This window comes from Ruminobacter sp. RM87 (genome assembly GCF_000701925.1).
Classification (GTDB): domain Bacteria; phylum Pseudomonadota; class Gammaproteobacteria; order Enterobacterales; family Succinivibrionaceae; genus Ruminobacter; species Ruminobacter amylophilus.
Window position 1 is genome coordinate 164,081 of the sequence record NZ_JNKD01000001.1, and the last position, 17,469, is coordinate 181,549.

A 17,469-nucleotide genomic window follows, 5' to 3' on the forward strand; every position below is an offset into this window, starting at 1 on the left:
TCGGATTCATCCGACAGACCACCTCAAAAAATTCTGTGCGGAATTCTAGCACAACAGAACGCTTATTCAAAAATGATTTTTGCCGTACCCGGCCGTAATACACGGACGCGCATTACCATGTAAAAACATAAAAGGCACAAACCGCAATGCGGCTTATGCCCTGTATTATGATTCTTCATATCCGGGGCTCCGCCCCGGACCATTCATTGTCAGATATCAGTTACTTCTTGATATTGAGTCCTGAATGTAAAGCTGCGTGAAGTTCCTGAATTGAATGAACAGAAGCAGTTTCATCAACCTTGGTATCGTTAGCCATGCATGAAGCGAAAGCCGCATTCATGGTGGTGGTATAGGTTACCTTGTACTGAAGAGCGCCGCGACGGAGAGTCTTGGAATCTTCGATAGCCTTTCTGCCTTCAGTAGTATTGATGATGTAGTTATATTCATTGCTCTTCATGAAGTCCAGAATGTTAGGTCTGCCTTCGTAAACCTTCTTAACCTGACGGCAAGGGATACCTGCTGCAGAAAGAACCTGGTAAGTACCATGAGTTGCATCGATGGTAAATCCTTCGTTGATAAGTCTCTTACCTAATTCAGGCAGACGATGCTTATCAGAGTTTCTTACTGACAGAAGAACATGACCGTTTCTCTGAATCTTTGAGTTTGCACCGAGCTGAGCCTTGGCGAACGCTTCCGGGAAGGTTCTGCCGATACCCATAACTTCACCGGTAGATCTCATTTCAGGTCCTAAGAGAGGGTCAACGCCTGGGAACTTATTGAATGGAAGTACTACTTCCTTAACAGAGTAGTAAGCCGGAATAACTTCCTTGGTTAAGCCCTGTTCTTCAAGAGACTGACCAACCATGATACGTGCTGCAATCTTGGCTAAAGGAACACCGGTAGCCTTTGATACAAACGGAACGGTACGGGCTGCACGAGGGTTTACTTCGATGAGGTAAACTTCGTTTTCACGTACTGCGAACTGAGTATTCATAAGACCTACAACACCGAGTTCAAGAGCAAGCTTTCTTACCTGGTCACGAATCTTGTCCTGAATTTCAGGAGTAAGCTGGTATGGAGGTAATGAACAGCTTGAGTCACCTGAGTGAATACCGCACTGTTCAATGTGTTCCATGATACCGCCGATAACAACGTTCTTACCGTCGCATACTGCGTCAACGTCAACTTCTGTTGCGCTGTCGAGGAACTTGTCAAGAAGAACCGGAGATTCATTGGAAACCTTAACAGCTTCCTTGAAGTAACGGCGAAGGTCAACTTCATCGTATACGATTTCCATTGCACGGCCGCCGAGTACGTATGAAGGACGTACAACCAGAGGATAGGTAATCTTCTTGGCTTCTTCTACAGCTTCTTCAAGAGCGAATACGGTTGCATTCTTTGGCTGTAACAGGTGTAATCTGTTTACACACTGCTGGAAACGTTCACGGTCTTCCGCACGGTCGATGGCATCCGGACTGGTACCGATGATAGGTACGCCTGCCTTTTCAAGAGACAGAGCCAGCTTCAGAGGAGTCTGACCGCCGAACTGTACGATTACACCGTCAGGATTTTCAACACGGCAGATTTCAAGAACGTCTTCGAGAGTTACAGGTTCGAAGTAAAGTCTGTCTGAAGTGTCGTAATCGGTAGATACGGTTTCAGGGTTACAGTTAACCATGATGGTTTCGTAACCGTCGTGACGTAAAGCCATTGCCGCATGTACACAGCAGTAGTCGAATTCGATACCCTGACCGATTCTGTTAGGACCGCCGCCGAGAATCATAATCTTCTTCTTGTCTGAAGGAGCAACTTCTGATTCTTCATCGTATGATGAATACATGTATGAAGTATTGGTTGAGAATTCAGCAGCGCAGGTATCAACACGCTTGAATACAGGAAGCACTCCTAATCTGTTACGTAACTTTCTGATTTCTCTTTCAGTGGTGCCGACGAGCTTTGCGATTCTGATATCAGAGAAGCCCTTGCGCTTGATTGCACGCATGAAGTCTTCGTCAAGACCGGAAATACCGAGTTCCTTGATCTTTTCTTCGTACTTGATGAGTTCTTCAATCTGTACGAGGAACCATGGATCGATATCAGTATGGTACTGAACTTCTTCAAGGCTCATGCCGAGACGGAAAGCATCACCGATGTACCAGATACGATGCGCACCGGCATCTTCGAGTTCATGTTCAATGGTGGTACGTGCATCTTCGTCATCAAGCTTAACAATCGGATCAAGACCGCTCTTACCGATTTCAAGACCGCGGAGAGCCTTCTGCAGAGATTCCTGGAAGTTGCGGCCGATAGCCATAACTTCACCAACGGACTTCATCTGAGTGGTTAAACGATCGTTTGCCTGAGCAAACTTTTCAAAATTGAAACGAGGTACCTTGGTAACAACGTAGTCAATTGAAGGTTCGAATGATGCAGGAGTCTTGCCTTCAGTGATGTCGTTCTTGAGTTCGTCAAGGGTGTAACCTACGGCAAGCTTTGCGGCAATCTTTGCGATCGGGAAGCCGGTAGCCTTTGAAGCGAGAGCTGAAGAACGTGATACACGAGGGTTCATTTCGATGATAACCATGCGGCCGTCCTTCGGATTGATACCGAACTGAACGTTTGAACCACCAGTTTCAACACCGATTTCTCTCAGAACAGCCATAGAGGCGTTACGCATAATCTGGTATTCCTTATCAGTAAGAGTCTGAGCAGGAGCAACAGTTATGGAGTCACCGGTATGGATGCCCATAGGGTCTAAGTTTTCGATTGAACATACGATAATGCAGTTGTCGTTACGGTCACGAACAACTTCCATTTCGTATTCCTTCCAACCGATGAGTGATTCATCGATCAGAAGTTCGTGAGTTGGGGAGAGATCAAGACCTCTGTTACAGATTTCTTCGAATTCATCAGGGTTGTAAGCGATACCGCCGCCTGAACCGCCCATGGTGAATGAAGGTCTGATGATACAAGGGAAACCAACCTGTCTCTGTACTTCCCAGGCTTCTTCCATGCTATGAGCGATACCGGCCTTAGGACAGCTTAAACCGATATTCTTCATAGCCTTGTCGAAACGATCACGGTCTTCTGCCTTGTCGATGGCATCAGCGGTAGCACCGATCATTTCAACGCCGTACTTCTTTAATACGCCGTTGTTCTCAAGATCGAGAGCACAGTTAAGTGCAGTCTGGCCACCCATGGTAGGAAGAATTGCGTCAGGTCTTTCCTTTTCAATGATCTTTTCAACAACCTGCCAGGTGATTGGCTCAATATAGGTTGCATCAGCCATTTCAGGGTCAGTCATGATGGTGGCAGGGTTTGAGTTAACCAGAATTACGCGGTAACCTTCTTCCCTTAAAGCCTTACATGCCTGAGTACCTGAGTAGTCGAATTCGCAGGCCTGACCGATTACTATTGGACCTGCACCCAAAATAAGGATGCTTTTTATGTCTGTACGCTTTGCCATTTACTTACCCTGACGATGTGCCTTAATTAAATCTATGAAATGATCGAATAAACCTGATACGTCATGAGGGCCCGGACTTGCTTCAGGGTGTCCCTGGAAGCTGAATGCAGGCTTATCAGTACGTTCAATACCCTGTAAACTGCCATCAAAGAGAGATACATGAGTTACCTTCAGGCATGATGGAAGTGTATCCTTGTCCACGGCAAAGCCATGGTTCTGTGATGAAATCATTACAGTATTGTCTGAAAGATCCTTTACAGGATGGTTGGCACCGTGGTGACCGAACTTCATCTTAATGGTCTTTGCACCGCTGGCAAGGCCGAGGAGCTGGTGACCGAGACAGATACCGAATGTAGGGATATTATGATCAAGAATTTCTCTGATAGCTTCCTGAGCATAGGTACAAGGTTCCGGATCTCCAGGACCGTTTGAAAGGAATACCCCATCAGGATTCATGGCAAGCACTTCAGAAGCAGGAGTTGTTGCAGGAACAACAGTAAGACGACAGCCTCTGTCTGCGAGCATTCTTAAAATATTTCTCTTAACACCGAAATCGTATGCTACTACGTGATATGGAAGGTCTTCGGCTTTCTGTTCCTTGTGACCTTTACCTAAAGACCAGGTACCCTGAGTCCATTCATATGGAGCATCACAGGTAACTTCCTTGGCCAGATCCATTCCCTTTAAGCCAGGGAAATCCTTAGCAAGACGTAAAGCCTCTTCTTCATTCAGATCATCACAGGATAAAATGCAACCGGCCTGAGCGCCCTTTTCACGAAGAATTCTGGTAAGCTTTCGGGTATCGATGTCACAGATACCTACTACGTTGTGCTTAACAAGATAATCTGAAAGGGAACACTGACTTCTAAAATTAGAAGCTAACAGAGGAAGATCGCGGATTACTAAACCCTGAGGATGAATTTTTGGAGACTCCTCATCTTCTTCGTTACAACCATAATTACCGATATGAGGATATGTGAGTGTTACAATCTGTCTGGAATATGAAGGATCGGTTAAAATTTCCTGATATCCAGTCATTGAAGTATTGAATACTACTTCACCAACAGCGCAGCCTTTAGCGCCAAATGAAACACCCCTGAATACTGTGCCATCTTCCAACACTAGTAATGCAGAATGAGTCAAGATGACCTCCGGAATACTTACTATTTTTACTACTTTATGAAATAAAATTCCTGTTACCGGGTAAAAAAAACATGCCTCAATAACAAAAATCTTCTTAAATCTTAAGCATTTTATACTATTAGCTATTTTTATCAAGATAAAAATGCAAACTGCTTCACGTTTTATGCTTTTTTGAACTAAAACAAATCAGCAAAAACAGCTTCCGGTACAGTTTTTTCTAAATCCTTTTATGACAAATACCGCCCCGGCATAATACGGAGTCATACATACATATATATGTATACCCACTCCGGCTGAGCAAAAAACAGATAATTCCCGAAATCCGGACATACAGGAAAAAAAACCGGACAAAAGTCCGGATCCGTATTCCTTAATTATATAAGTATATAAGGACTGCAAAACAGAGGTCAGGTATAAAGAGACCTCTGTCTTATATCGTTATTATCTGTAGAATGCGGCCACAGCCCTGTACAGACTGTAAATATCATATTTTGCAGCCAGTTCAAACGGAGAGTGCATTGCCAGAATAGGCACGCCGACATCCACTACATTAATGTCAAAACGGGCGATATACAGAGCAACGGTTCCGCCACCGCCGACATCCACAGCGCCTAATTCACCTATCTGCCAGCTTACGTTATTTTCATCAAGGATACGGGTTACCATGGACATAAGTTCGGCACTGGCATCGTTACTGCCTGACTTGCCGCGGGCTCCTGTATACTTGGTTATTACGCATCCTCTGTTCAGCTGACAGCTGTTCTGCTTGTCGTACACACTTGAAAAAACAGGATCATAGGCAGCATCAACATCTGTTGACAGAGCATTTGAAGCACGAAGTACCCTGTTTACATTTCCACCCATGACCTCGGTAAGATCTTCAATGAAATTCAGCATGAAATCTGAACTCATACCTGTAGGACCGTAGGAACCTATTTCTTCCTTGTCAGCGAACACGGTAAGTGTGGTGTATTCAGGTTTGTCAGCTTCAAGTTCCGCCATGAAGGCGCCGAAGGCGCATACACGGTCATCCTGTCCGTAGGAACCTACCAGACTTCTGTCGAGACCCACATCCCTTGCATTATATGCAGGAACAAGAGAAAGCTCTGCAGTCAGGAAGTCCTTTTCGGTAAAGCCGTATTTTTCATTAAGAAGATGCAGAAGGTTAAGCTTAACGCCATTCTGAATAACCTCGTCAGTACCGTCCATAAAAGGAATTGTAGCGGCAATGGCCTTTAACTCTTCGCCCTTTATGCCGTCCTTAAGCTTGCGTTCACTCTGTTCCTGTCCGAGATGAGGCAGCAGATCGCTTATATAGAGTACCGGATCCTGAGGATTTTCACCTATGGACACTTCAACTGACGAACCGTCCTTCTTAACAACCACACCGTGCAGTGCGAGAGGGATGGTAACCCACTGATATTTTCTGATACCGCCGTAATAATGAGTCTTGAGATAAGCAATGTCACTGTCTTCGGAAACAGGGAACGGCTTGAGATCAAGTCTTGGTGAATCGACGTGAGAAACGGTGATTCTCAAACCGTCATTTATAGGACGGGAACCGATGGTACACATGATGAGAGCTTTCTTTCTGTTTACAAAATACAGCTTGTCACCCTGCTTCAGTGTTTTCGTGCCGTTCCTTACCTCTTCCGCCGCGGATTCAAACGGAACATAACCGTGTTCCTTAAGGAAAGGTTCGGCATATTTGACAAATTCCCTTTCTGTCTTGCAGCTGTCAAGATATGTCTTGTATTTTTCCGCAAAACTGCTTACTTCAGCGGCGTCGTAACTTTTATTCTTATAGGCAACAGGAAAATCCCACAGAAGTTCCTTCTGCTTTGTTTTTGCATCTGACATGATATGGTCTCCTAAAATAACCTTCATTTTAAACATAAGGTCATTTCAGGCATAATCAAGTAAAAAACTGCAATTGCGTAATATTTATCCTCGCAGAAAAAACGCAGTCGTTTTTATAAAAAAAAGATAATTATTTTTCAAAGCAGGAAAAATAAACGGTTATCCCGGCAGGCACCGGAATCATGATTTTAATATATAAAATTGAACTATAACCAGCAATAACAAACTGTTTTATATATTTTGTATCTGTTATTCATTTCATTTAATCAAATAATGAACAGGTATCACACTTTTTCAAAAAAAGTGGTATAATCCGCGAGTCGTGGAATTCACGTACATAAATTTAATAATAATTATTACAAGAATATACATTAATTCTTTTTTGGAAACTTACATGAAAAACAAAATAATTCTCTCAACATTGCTGTTCAGCACGTCAGCACAGGCAGGTATTGCCACTACTGATGCCATAAACCACATAGGAGAATATCAGACGGTATGTGGTCATGTGGCAAATGTGATACAGAAAAAACAGCAGGTTTTTATCAATTTCGATAAGAACTACCCTGAACAGACATTCACTGTTTACGTTACAAACAACGACTACGGCAATCTTCACAAGTACCGTTCAAAGAACGTATGTGCTGACGGAGTTCTGACAAAGTACAGAAACACTCCGGAGATAGTGAATCCGGACGGAATCTATCTGCAGTAGTCATGCAGAAGTAGGCTTAAGTACAGACTGCCTCATTCCAGCATCTATACTGTAATGCTAAGATAAAAGAAACCGGCAAATGCATCCTTGCCGGTTTCTTTTATCTCCTGAAGTGGAAATCAATAATTCTGCAGAGGCTGTTCCGCATCATTTACAGAACTTTAAATTCCTACTTTCTGATTCCCGACTGGAACAGATCATGAATATTGAAAGCCCCCACTACTCTGTTGTCGCCATCAACTACGACCATGGTGGTGACCTTTTTCTCTTCCATAAGAACCAGAGAATCATAAGCCATCTGATCCTCCTTAACCGTGTAACAGCCCTTCTTGATTACATCGCTCACCTTTGCGGTTCTGAAATCAAATCCGCTGGTAAACGCTCTTCTGATGTCACCGTCGGTGAACACTCCGTACAGTCTGTCTTCTGCATCAAGAACAATTACAAAGCCGAGTTTTTTCTCGCTTACCTCAAGAATCGCCTCACCGAGCGTGTTATCCAGTCTTGCAAACGGAATTTCTGAACCGGTATGCATAACGTTTCTGTTATGAACCAGGAGTCTTTTACCCAGGGCTCCGCCAGGATGACTTGCCGCGAAATCTATCGGCGTGAAATTGTTTCTTTCGGCAAGAGCTATGGCGATGCCGTCACCTAAAACCATTGTAGTGGTGGTACTGGATGTCGGAGCAAGATTAAGTCTCCCCGCCTCCTCAGTAATATAGGTGCAGAGATGGACATCGGAAATAAGAGCCATTGAAGACTGAGGCTTTGAAGTAATGGTGATGATCTTTATTCCCCTGCTTTTTACAATAGGAAGAATTGTCATTATTTCAGAGCTTTCACCTGAATGGGAAATGGCTATCACCAGATCGTTCGGCTGAATCATGCCCAGGTCTCCGTGACAGGCCTCTCCCGGATGTACGAAAAACGCAGGAGTTCCGGTACTTGCCATGGTGGCGGCGATTTTAGAAGCTACGTGACCGGATTTTCCAACCCCGGTAACCACTATTTTGCCTTTGCATGCCTGAATCAGATCCAGAGCTTTCTGATATTCAGGCTCATCCAGATGTGCGGCAAAAATCTTAAGATGTTCAATTTCCTTTTCTACAACTTCTTTAATGGTATTCATCCGTGCTCCTATAAACCTGTCTGTTCAGACTGCAGATAAGTCAGCGCATCTCTTTTCAGATTGACGCACCGTGCGTATATCCGAAAAGCAGGTGTTTTCACCACGCCGATCTCTGTTCCTATATTGTAACATATCAGAACTGACATGTATCCAGGACAGTTCAGGATTGGTTCCTCATTCGCCGTAAAACGGTGTGTAACGATGCCCCGGTTCTGCACGCTGCAAATATGAGAACAATTCTGACAGAACGTTGTTTTTACAAAAAAACAACAAAAATGATCATAGTTGTTATAAAATAGCAATACTGAATAAAAAACATATACATAAAAAATATAATTAAAGCATTAACTACATATTTCACAAAGTATCTAAAACCCAACACAATCATTGAAAAAGGGAAACTCATGATCATAAACATTAAAAGCAAACTGCTGTGTTCAGCAATTGTTTCATTACTGCTTTCCGGCTGTGCCGGCACGCATCTGTCATCGGAAGAAGTAAATCAGTTCACCATCGGTCAGGATACCGAATCTGCCGTAAAAGCAAAACTCGGAGAACCATGGGAGACTTTTCCGGCCATAGATGAAAAGGAAATAACATATATTCTGACAAATATTCCGGAAATCAAGCCAAAGGATTACATTCACAGACTCGGAGTATATACCTTCAGTTTCAGTCCTCTGCTCAACGGAGATCATGCGTACTACGAACTGAATATTTTTGCATATTCACCTGACGGAATTCTCAGAAACGTAGCTGAATACACCTGCTATTCACAGAAAGGCTGCGAAGACATTCTCGAAGCCGAGAAGCAGAAGTTTGCCGTTGAGGATCTGAGAAAAATCCGTGAAGACGTTGAAAATCTGATAAAGGACAAAAAGAAGAAACAGGAGCTTGAGGCTCAGCAGAGAAAGGCTGAACAGGAAAGAGCCAGACGTCTGGCCGCAGCCAAAGCGGAAAACGTTAAAAGCAAAACCGCATCTTCAGGTAAATCAGCTACTGCAACCGTAGTTACTCCTGCAGCATCTGTAGCCAAAAAGGTGGAACAGCCTGTTGCAGCACCGGCACAGACTCCGGCAGAGAATACTGCAAAACCGGCAGTCCGCAGAAACATGAGTCTCTAACAGACATGTTTTAACATATTGAAACGGAATTTAAATAATCATGAAGAAAAACATATTATCAGCAATCATCGGAGCAGGAATGTTCCTGCCTCTCTTCATCACCGGATGCGGAGATCCGACTCTGAATCTCAGCGGTTCAAAAGAAGAGGTAAAAGAAAGCCTTAAGGACATGCTCAACAGTCTGGACGCTGAAGATAAAATCGCCTTTATCAGCTGGTACAACGGTTCAGAAAACCAGCGCAAAGTGATAGACGGCAGAAAGGCTTCCGAAATCATCAGGATCGTAAGAAACGACTGGAAGGAAAAATACATAAGAAACAATATCAATGTAACCCCTCTTAAGTTATGGATCGAAAACACCAAATCAGGCTTTAACTACTCAGATCTGTCCGGTGTCTGCAACCGTCTCAACGGGACTGAAAAAAAAGAACTGAGTGATTATCAGAAGGAAACTCTGGCAAGAATAAAGAGAGACGAAGAACTTTTCTCTGGTATCGAATACACCTGTCAGGCCAATCCAAACAAAAAGAATTCCCTTCTGTTAACAGTTAAAAACAACAGCAGAATGCCTCTGAGCTCAGTGCAGTTGAAAATAGACAGACATCTTTCAGACCATGCGAAGATTCCGGGAGGAGTGGCACCGGGTGAACAGTCCACACTGGAAATAACATCACACTCTGCAGACCTGCTCAGTGAAGGTTATGACTGCTACCCTGTATACTATTCATTTTATGATGTTAACGATAAAAAGGATATCGACATAAATATATACGATCCTTATTCAAATCGTTTCTTCTCTACGGAAATGAGTGATTATCAAGCCTTCAGCGACGAAAGAAAGAACTACTACTATTCCATCAACGGTCAGGACACCATCGTAAAGGATCTCTGTGCTTCATATACTGAGATAACAGATCAGGCCATAGACAGGATCAACGGTGTTATTTCATCCTTATCAGAGGAGAACAAATAATGATCAGAAAAATTCTCTTTACCGCATTGCCATTATCAATTCTTCTTTCAGGCTGGTATAACGCATTCGCAGCCGATACCGAATCAAAGCAGATAATGAATGACATCCAGAGCGAGGTGAAAACTTTCGTTTCCATGCTTCAGGATAAGGATCTGAACAGATCCGACATCAAGGAACTTGAACAGCTGAAAATCATTATCATGGCTCAGAAGAGCGGTAATCAGGACGTTAAGAATTTCATCAGCTTCTTCTCCGGTCAGAGTGATTTTCAGGAAATCATCGCAGACACACTCGGAAATCTCAGTGACGAGGAACTGGTTGCCGCATATAAAAACAACCAGAAGCGCAATCTGGAATTTGCAGGAGACATCAGCAAAAAGGTGGAAGCAGGCAAACAGGCTGCAGAACTTACTAGACAGGTTGATCATCTGCTTAAAACCGGAAATGACGTTTCTGCAAAATTTGTAAACACGGATTCCCTGCAGGAGCTTATCATCTCCGATTACGAGGAAGACAAGCTCAACAAGATTGCCGTAACACTGGGAAGAGTTGAAGGAGATCCGAAGAACATCAGTCTGACGTTCAAGAACAACACTGACAGTCTCTTTGTTACCGACATCAACATGAGTATCGTTATCAAGGCTGAGGGCAGAGATGTTCCTCTTTATCAGATCGAACATTTTGCATATCCGTTCCTCTCTCCTTTGAAGCCCGGTGAGGAAATTCAGGAAATCATTTCCTGCCGCTCTGACTGTCAGAAGGCCATGAGCAACGAAAAGGCCTACGGAGAAATCACTCTCAACGAACTTAATGCAAGAATCAAAGGCTCAAACAGAATATTCAGTGCAAGAAGAACAGACGGCTGGGTTAAGGACAGCCAGCAGAAAGGCATTGACAGAATGAAGAAGAACAATGAGGTAATCAAACAGAGATACGCGGATTATCTTGCCGAAAAGGAAAAGATTGAAGCTCTGCTCAAATAAAAATTTTCTCTGGAAATCAGAAAGGCCGGCGGTGACATATCACCTTTGCCGGCCTTTTTTTATGAAAATTCCCCGTGAATCAATCCTTATTCGAATTTCGGTTATTTCAGTTCATCCTTTTTTTGTAAAAATTTCATAATCAGTTTAAAATACATACCTAGAATTTACATTTTGTTTACCGGAATCACACAACACATCGATTTACGTGAAAAACAGCAATAATTAAACTAATCAGGTAACAGAGTTCCGCCCATGTACAATAACATTACAAATAATAAGCCGGATAACAGCGCAGATACCGAAGAAACTGTACCGACTCTAAACATCAGTCAGGAAAATGAAACCAAATCCGCCGCTGAAAATACTGGAAGTCAGCAGGATGATACAGCTCATATAATCAATGAAGACGCACAGGATTTCGAAAATTTCAGTCATTCTTTTGAAAATGACAGCCGGTTCCTGAATTTCTTCACCAGATCATATGAACAGATTTATATGGAAGAATCGTTCTATGAACTTCTTTTCAAGTACGCGGGTATCATTGTTCTCATTCTGTTTACCTGGGCCGTTACCGGATTCATCAGCAGCGTATCCGCCAGATGCATGTTCTCGCTTGTAATGATCTGCATATTCGGCGTCTTACCGAGAATTTTCTACATCAGATACTATCGTGTTTACAAGAACAACGAAATCAAGAAGGATTACACTCCGCACTCCTTCACGGACAGACTCATCTATTCAACAAAGAGAAATCTGTCCTCCATGTTCATGTTTCTCATGTCCGGGATCATCCTCTTCTTTATTCTGGTAACCCATGCCAAAAACGGAGGACTGGTATTCCTGCAGTCATTCATCCTGTTTGCGCTGCTTAACAGTACTTTCAACATTCCGGGTTTCAGCCGTCTCATGAAAGCAGACAAAAAGGAAACATTCTTCAGATTCAACAGACGTTTTATCGTATGTCTCATCTGCGGAATTGCCGGATTTGCCACAGGATGTTTCCTGTACGCTCCTTCCCTGTCTCAGGAAGAAGCCAGAAACATTCTGTTCGGAAGCTTCAACAGTGATTATCACAACAATCTTTTCACCATTTTCATTCAGGGACTCAACTACGTAGTCGCTCTGGTTGACTATATTCTTTACTCTCTGGCCGGCTCAGCCTGGTATACACCTGTAAAATCAGTGCTTATAGGCATGCCTATGGGGGTATTCAGTGCGCATGTGGCAATCATTATCGGAATGCTTACCATGCCATGGAGTGAATTCAAGATGATTTACTCCAAACAGGAATGGGTTAAACAGAGAAAATGCTTTCTGGTACGTAACTGGAAAACAATTATGCTCCCGCTGTTCATGACGGTATTCCTTGCCGGAGCCTATGTATTCGGATACCCTCGCTACATACAGTATCTTGAAATGGCCAAAATGAACAACACCCAGATGAAGGTTGAAGCCGAACTCATTGGCGGTATCAAGTATAAGATTGGAACACTCAAGGAAATCCGCGACATCAAGACCGGAGCCATTAGGGATCTGCATCAACTGATGTCTACCGTTTCAACGGAAATCAACAAGCACTTTGATGATCTCAACGATTCTGCCGAACACTTCGTAAACTGGTACAAGGCACGTAACTCGCAGTATCCGTTTATTGCCGGTGACTCACAGCTCAAACAGTCATTTGTAAGCAGCATGAGCATCAAAAACCTTGATAACTCCCTTAACAATATGCGCAAGGACATCGCCAGATACGCTGAAGAAATTCTGGTCAACACCAGAAATTCAATTGATGACGTTCTGAAAAACAATGTCCTCAGCGAAGAGGAAAGCAAACAGAAACTCAAACTCGGTCAGAATGTTGAACCGGACAGTCTGTATGAACTGGATACCGGAACAGGCAGGGAGATTTACCTCAAGGACGATCTGAGACAGCAGGTAAGTATTCCTAGTGCCGAATCAATTCTGATTAAGGAATTTGACAATCCTGATTCCCCATGGTTTAACAATACTGCTTCAAAATCAATGCAGTCCATTGAAGACCAGCTTTTCGGTATCAAGGAAGGCAAGACTCCTGAAACTCCGGATGAGGAAAAGGAAGCTGAAATTGAAGACAATCTCCTCAAGTATCTTATTTCAATGCTGTACAGCTGCAAGGAAACAATTGCCGAATCCGTTGCAAATTCATTGAACATGCCGCTTGAAGACATTCAGAAGACCAGCAAGGGTCGTCCGGTAAACAATGCGATTATCAATACTGAAGCTGAATCTTCAGCTGAGGAAATCATCGAAGATCAGGATTAATTCTGAACATTGTCTGCTTAAATCCCCTGCACTTTAAGTACAGGGGAGAGAGGCAAAAATATTGATGTAATTTTTCCTCCGGAGAGCAATTTTTTATTAACGAATAGATGAGACCGGATATTCGTTGATTTTCTCCTCTTGTGTAAAAAACAAAACTATACGTTTCCTAACAGTTTTTGGGAAGACACCAGGCATTAATTTCCTATAAAAGACAAACCTCCGAAACTTTAATTTCGGAGGTTTACCTGTGACTTAAGAAAACATCATTCCGCCAGTCTATTTATCCTCAACCAGCTTTCTTATGGTTCTGATGTCCGAAGCATCTGCCCTTTTAGCAAGTCCGCGCGCCAGCTTCTGACTGAAATCCCTGTTTACTTCATTCATAAGCTTTGAGGAAGCCCTGACCTTGTCGGAATTAACGTTTCTGACACCGTCCACCTCAAAATAATGGGATTCAGATGCCGGCCCCTTATAGGAAAAGTACTTAGGGAAAATAAAGCCATGATCAAAATTGATGAATGATTCCACCTTGTACCTGAAGCCGTTCCCTTTACATGCGGAAATAAGTTCAAGTTCCCTGTAGGTTTCACCTGATGGACTTGTACAGTCTTTATCCTTTACTGAAATCAGATAATTGGATAAACCTCTCAGGCTGTAGAAATCAGCGAACCCAACCGCCTGACTTAATGTATATTCATCAGGAAAAGCATAAGCGTAACGCTTATGAGTGTTTTTTTCCGCAGGTACGCTGAGCTCAAGAGCATACAGATCCTTATCCGGATACTCAATTACTCTCATTTTTCTGGATACTCTGTTATTGTTTTTTCTGACAATGTCCAGGATGATGTACTTTTGAGTGGTCAGCATGGTAAAGGTGGTGCCATTCTTTCTGGCGGCCGCCGTTTCCTCCGCGGTAACATCGGACGCAACTGCAGGAGTTCTGAAGGTTACGGCATAGCCGATTTCTTTTGCATTACTGATTTTCTTTAAATCCGGACTTCCCAGTGACTCGGTTATTCCCATCGCCACAAGACCGCATCCGGCCACGGAAAACGACAGCACTGCAGCGGCAGTCAGCGCTGAAAGAATACCGGTGAAACCGGCTGCTGAAGATTTAAACTTTTCCTTTACCATTCTGAAAATCCTTTGGATATTATTCAAGCCCGATGGAAACCGCATAAGCGTTCAGAGCTGCCATTTCCCTGCTGAGAGCTGACGACAGTATAGGGAAGCGTCTGAAGGTCTTCGGATCCGCGCTGTCACGTTCAATATGGAATGAAGCGGCGATTCTTTCTCTCTTCCACTGATTACGAGTATACAGTCTGTAGTAACGGCGGACAGAATTCAGCAGACTCTGCTTTGACATCTTTTCGGCAAAAGAACTTCTGCACAGTTCAATGAACACTTCCTTTGGCGTCAGATTGCCGTTCTGGGTCAGTGAACGGATTTCATCAAGAAGCGGATAAGGCATCAGATCGCCCTCGTCAGTCTGTTCCACAGGACGAAGTTCGGCGGTCGGAGCCTGAGCCACAATGGCACTCATTGAAGCAAGCTTGAGTCTGTCTTCAGCGTACAGACGGTTGTCCAGTACAGACAGCCCCTGTTCCATGATGTAGCGGTTGATTTTAAGAACTCTTGACTTGCTGATACCTCCTATAGGAGAAATAACGCCTGAAGTATCACCGTCCATTGTACAGTAGCCAACTGAAGCTTCAGAGAGGTTGGAGGTGGCTATCAGCAGTTTGTTGGCACGGTTTGCAAGAAGCCATATGCCAGGAGAACGTACTCGAGCCTGAATATTCTGCAGAGCAAGGTCATCTGTTTCCCAGGTCATAGGTCTGTCAGGAGTCAGACTGTCTGCCAGTCTGATGTATTCCTTTACAAGTTCAGCAATGGACCAGTGATTATGATTTGCTCCTATTTCTTCGGCAAGTCCTTTGGCAGCATTGAAGGTTACATCACCTGAATACTGAGACCCCTGATAAAGGGTAACCAGAACCTTAGGCATAATCACGGTCTTTAGGTATTCCTCGTAGGAAACACCTTCTGCCTTAGGCTCAAATTTCAGACCGCAGCCGGCCATGGTATTCATAAAGCTTTCATAACCGTTGGCATTAAGACCTTCCGCCATGGCATAGTAAACCATTGCGGCACAGAGAGCGGAATCGGCACCGCCGCTGAGACTCAGAGCGTATCCGCCGGTATGAGTCTTGCGCATCCAGTCCCAGAGACCGAGAGCAACAGTTCTGGTAACCGCCTCCTCCTCATTTTCCGGAGCCAGAAAAACAGCACCGGCAATCGGAGCCGTATCACTTTCGTCATTGAATCTGCAGTCAGTGAACACCACTCCGTCAGAGTAGGCGTCTGACACGTTGAGAAGCATGCTTGACTGAGCTCTCTGATTACGGTTAACGCGCAGGTCACAGGTTGCCTGTAGAATTCTGTAAGGAGTAAAGCTTAAGCGAGGGCTTACGGCAACCAGCTTTCCGCCAGAGGCAATCATACAGTCACCGTCATAAACCGCCCTGCCTGATTCACAGCCGAGAAGGTTGGCGTAAACGTACACGGTTCCGAAGGTTCTTGAACCTTCGATAATGAAATGGGAACGTTCCTGCTGTTTGCCGATGGCAAAATGTGAGGCGCTCGGATTAAGAATGATGTCAGTGTTGCGCAGATACAGTGAACGACCCGGACGATCGGCAACCCATGAATCCTCACAGATTTCAAAACCGATGCGCACGCCGTCAATAACTATTACGATATCCCCCGCCGGAACCTTCTGCCCAGCAAAGTCCAGTTCTATCTTTGAACCTGCATGCCACGGATTGAACCATCTCGGTTCGTAATGAATGCCGCTGCGGGCAAGATGCTGCTTGAATACTATGCCGAGAACCCTGTCCTTTGTAAGCAGAGCCACTGCATTGTAAAGCTGACCGCCGTCCACAAGATAAGGAAAACCGACTGCAAGGTAGGTGTTTTCTCTGAGTCTTGCCGCAAGAGAAACCACCAGTGAAGGAATTTCATGCATGATTTCGGATACATAGAACATGTCCTCCATACCATATCCGGTAATCGCAAGTTCCGGAGTAAGAACCACATCGGCTCCGCTGCCGACGGCTTCGCTGTAGGCCTGATAAATTAATTCAATGTTATTATCTATATCAAGAGGAGTAGTGTTAACCGCTACTGCCGCCATATTTATGATCTTACGCATTTCTGATTCCGTATACTGAAAGACTGCCCGGAAAGTCCCGTGATTTTCGCTTTTTCCGGACAAATAAAATACCTTCTGAATTTTACCACAAGTTTGATAACTGCAAGATAAAGATTGGTAATAAAGGCTGTCTGCACCTCATTATAAAACACTCTACCCGGGAACTGTCTCCGAAAACGCCGATTGTCTGAGGCCTGCAGCCGGATGAAAACTTTAAGACAAAACCTAAACTTTGTTGCAATTCATATGTTTAGGCGTCATAAGACCGAATTTCAAATAACATGAGGTTCGGTCTTATTATTTCTCTATTTCACTCAGGATAATATCCAATTCGTCAAAAGACTGTATGTTGTCGTCTTCGTCTGTTTCCTCTTCTTCTTTCGAGAGCTTTCCAAATATTTCCGTAGAAGGCTTAGGGATGTTCAATGCTTCCATTATTCTTCTCTGAACACCGGTTACGGGAGTGTAATAACAACCTTCCCTGAATACCGTCTGTTCGATGGAATCCAGATTTGCCAGCAGCTTGTTATCAGAATCATAAGGCATTTTCATGCCGTTGGC

General features: G+C 43.8%; 12 protein-coding genes. 5 read left to right on the top strand and 7 right to left on the bottom strand.

All coding sequences use genetic code 11. The features are described from left to right. Nucleotides 1–220: 220 nt before the first annotated feature. The 3 genes from carB to T489_RS0100710 form a co-directional block, all read right to left on the bottom strand. Nucleotides 221–3,466, bottom strand: a complete 3,246-nt coding sequence (gene carB / locus T489_RS0100700) for a carbamoyl-phosphate synthase large subunit (RefSeq protein WP_031578123.1) — start codon at nt 3,464–3,466, stop codon at nt 221–223. Next, complete coding sequence (gene carA / locus T489_RS0100705; RefSeq protein WP_031578124.1) at nt 3,467–4,609, bottom strand: glutamine-hydrolyzing carbamoyl-phosphate synthase small subunit; 1,143 nt, start codon at nt 4,607–4,609, stop codon at nt 3,467–3,469. It lies immediately after the preceding gene. Nucleotides 4,610–5,050: 441 nt separating this feature from the next. Continuing rightward, a complete protein-coding gene (locus T489_RS0100710; RefSeq protein WP_031578125.1) occupies nt 5,051–6,469 on the bottom strand; it encodes an aminopeptidase in 1,419 nt (472 codons plus the stop codon). A 394-nt stretch (nt 6,470–6,863) separates the two neighbouring features. On the opposite strand from T489_RS0100710, the gene T489_RS13945 reads away from it, so the two are divergent. Beyond that, on the top strand, nt 6,864–7,184 hold the full coding sequence (locus tag T489_RS13945) for a hypothetical protein (protein WP_051621670.1): 321 nt from the start codon (nt 6,864–6,866) through the stop codon (nt 7,182–7,184). Nucleotides 7,185–7,353: 169 nt separating this feature from the next. On the opposite strand, the gene T489_RS0100720 is transcribed toward T489_RS13945, so the two are convergent. After that, on the bottom strand, nt 7,354–8,313 hold the full coding sequence (locus T489_RS0100720) for a KpsF/GutQ family sugar-phosphate isomerase (RefSeq protein ID WP_031578128.1): 960 nt from the start codon (nt 8,311–8,313) through the stop codon (nt 7,354–7,356). Nucleotides 8,314–8,717: 404 nt separating this feature from the next. Here T489_RS0100720 and T489_RS0100725 point away from each other — a divergent pair, with 404 nt between their 5' ends. From T489_RS0100725 to T489_RS0100740, 4 genes are all read left to right on the top strand, one after another. After that, the gene (locus T489_RS0100725) at nt 8,718–9,437 is read left to right on the top strand and encodes a hypothetical protein (protein WP_031578129.1); all 720 of its coding nucleotides are present in this window, start codon (nt 8,718–8,720) and stop codon (nt 9,435–9,437) included. A 40-nt stretch (nt 9,438–9,477) separates the two neighbouring features. Beyond that, complete coding sequence (locus tag T489_RS0100730) at nt 9,478–10,410, top strand: hypothetical protein (RefSeq protein ID WP_031578130.1); 933 nt, start codon at nt 9,478–9,480, stop codon at nt 10,408–10,410. Continuing rightward, entirely contained in the window at nt 10,410–11,393 is a 984-nt protein-coding gene (locus T489_RS0100735; protein ID WP_031578131.1) for a hypothetical protein, read from the top strand. Before T489_RS0100730 ends, T489_RS0100735 begins: the two co-directional genes overlap by 1 nt. A 252-nt stretch (nt 11,394–11,645) precedes the next feature. Then, nucleotides 11,646–13,694 (top strand): MATE family efflux transporter, encoded by a 2,049-nt coding sequence (locus T489_RS0100740; protein ID WP_031578132.1) that lies wholly within the window; start codon nt 11,646–11,648, stop codon nt 13,692–13,694. Nucleotides 13,695–13,970: 276 nt separating this feature from the next. On the opposite strand, the gene T489_RS0100745 is transcribed toward T489_RS0100740, so the two are convergent. The 3 genes from T489_RS0100745 to T489_RS0100760 form a co-directional block, all read right to left on the bottom strand. After that, entirely contained in the window at nt 13,971–14,828 is an 858-nt protein-coding gene (locus T489_RS0100745) for a hypothetical protein (RefSeq protein ID WP_031578133.1), read from the bottom strand. A 19-nt stretch (nt 14,829–14,847) separates the two neighbouring features. Then, on the bottom strand, nt 14,848–16,908 hold the full coding sequence (gene nadE, locus T489_RS0100750) for an NAD(+) synthase (protein WP_031578135.1): 2,061 nt from the start codon (nt 16,906–16,908) through the stop codon (nt 14,848–14,850). Between the two features lie 297 nt (nt 16,909–17,205). Continuing rightward, the coding region (locus T489_RS0100760) for a hypothetical protein (protein ID WP_031578136.1) at nt 17,206–17,469 on the bottom strand (264 nt) is incomplete at its 5' end.

What these genes read in the sequence shown, in the direction of transcription:
- carB (WP_031578123.1), bottom strand. Translation starts at nt 3,466, where the DNA reads ATGGCAAAGCGTACAGACATAAAAAGCATCCTTATTTTGGGTGCAGGT.
- T489_RS0100710 (WP_031578125.1), bottom strand. Translation starts at nt 6,469, where the DNA reads ATGTCAGATGCAAAAACAAAGCAGAAGGAACTTCTGTGGGATTTTCCT.
- T489_RS13945 (WP_051621670.1), top strand. Translation starts at nt 6,864, where the DNA reads ATGAAAAACAAAATAATTCTCTCAACATTGCTGTTCAGCACGTCAGCA.
- T489_RS0100720 (WP_031578128.1), bottom strand. Translation starts at nt 8,313, where the DNA reads ATGAATACCATTAAAGAAGTTGTAGAAAAGGAAATTGAACATCTTAAG.
- T489_RS0100725 (WP_031578129.1), top strand. Translation starts at nt 8,718, where the DNA reads ATGATCATAAACATTAAAAGCAAACTGCTGTGTTCAGCAATTGTTTCA.
- T489_RS0100730 (WP_031578130.1), top strand. Translation starts at nt 9,478, where the DNA reads ATGAAGAAAAACATATTATCAGCAATCATCGGAGCAGGAATGTTCCTG.
- T489_RS0100735 (WP_031578131.1), top strand. Translation starts at nt 10,410, where the DNA reads ATGATCAGAAAAATTCTCTTTACCGCATTGCCATTATCAATTCTTCTT.
- T489_RS0100740 (WP_031578132.1), top strand. Translation starts at nt 11,646, where the DNA reads ATGTACAATAACATTACAAATAATAAGCCGGATAACAGCGCAGATACC.
- T489_RS0100745 (WP_031578133.1), bottom strand. Translation starts at nt 14,828, where the DNA reads ATGGTAAAGGAAAAGTTTAAATCTTCAGCAGCCGGTTTCACCGGTATT.
- nadE (WP_031578135.1), bottom strand. Translation starts at nt 16,908, where the DNA reads ATGCGTAAGATCATAAATATGGCGGCAGTAGCGGTTAACACTACTCCT.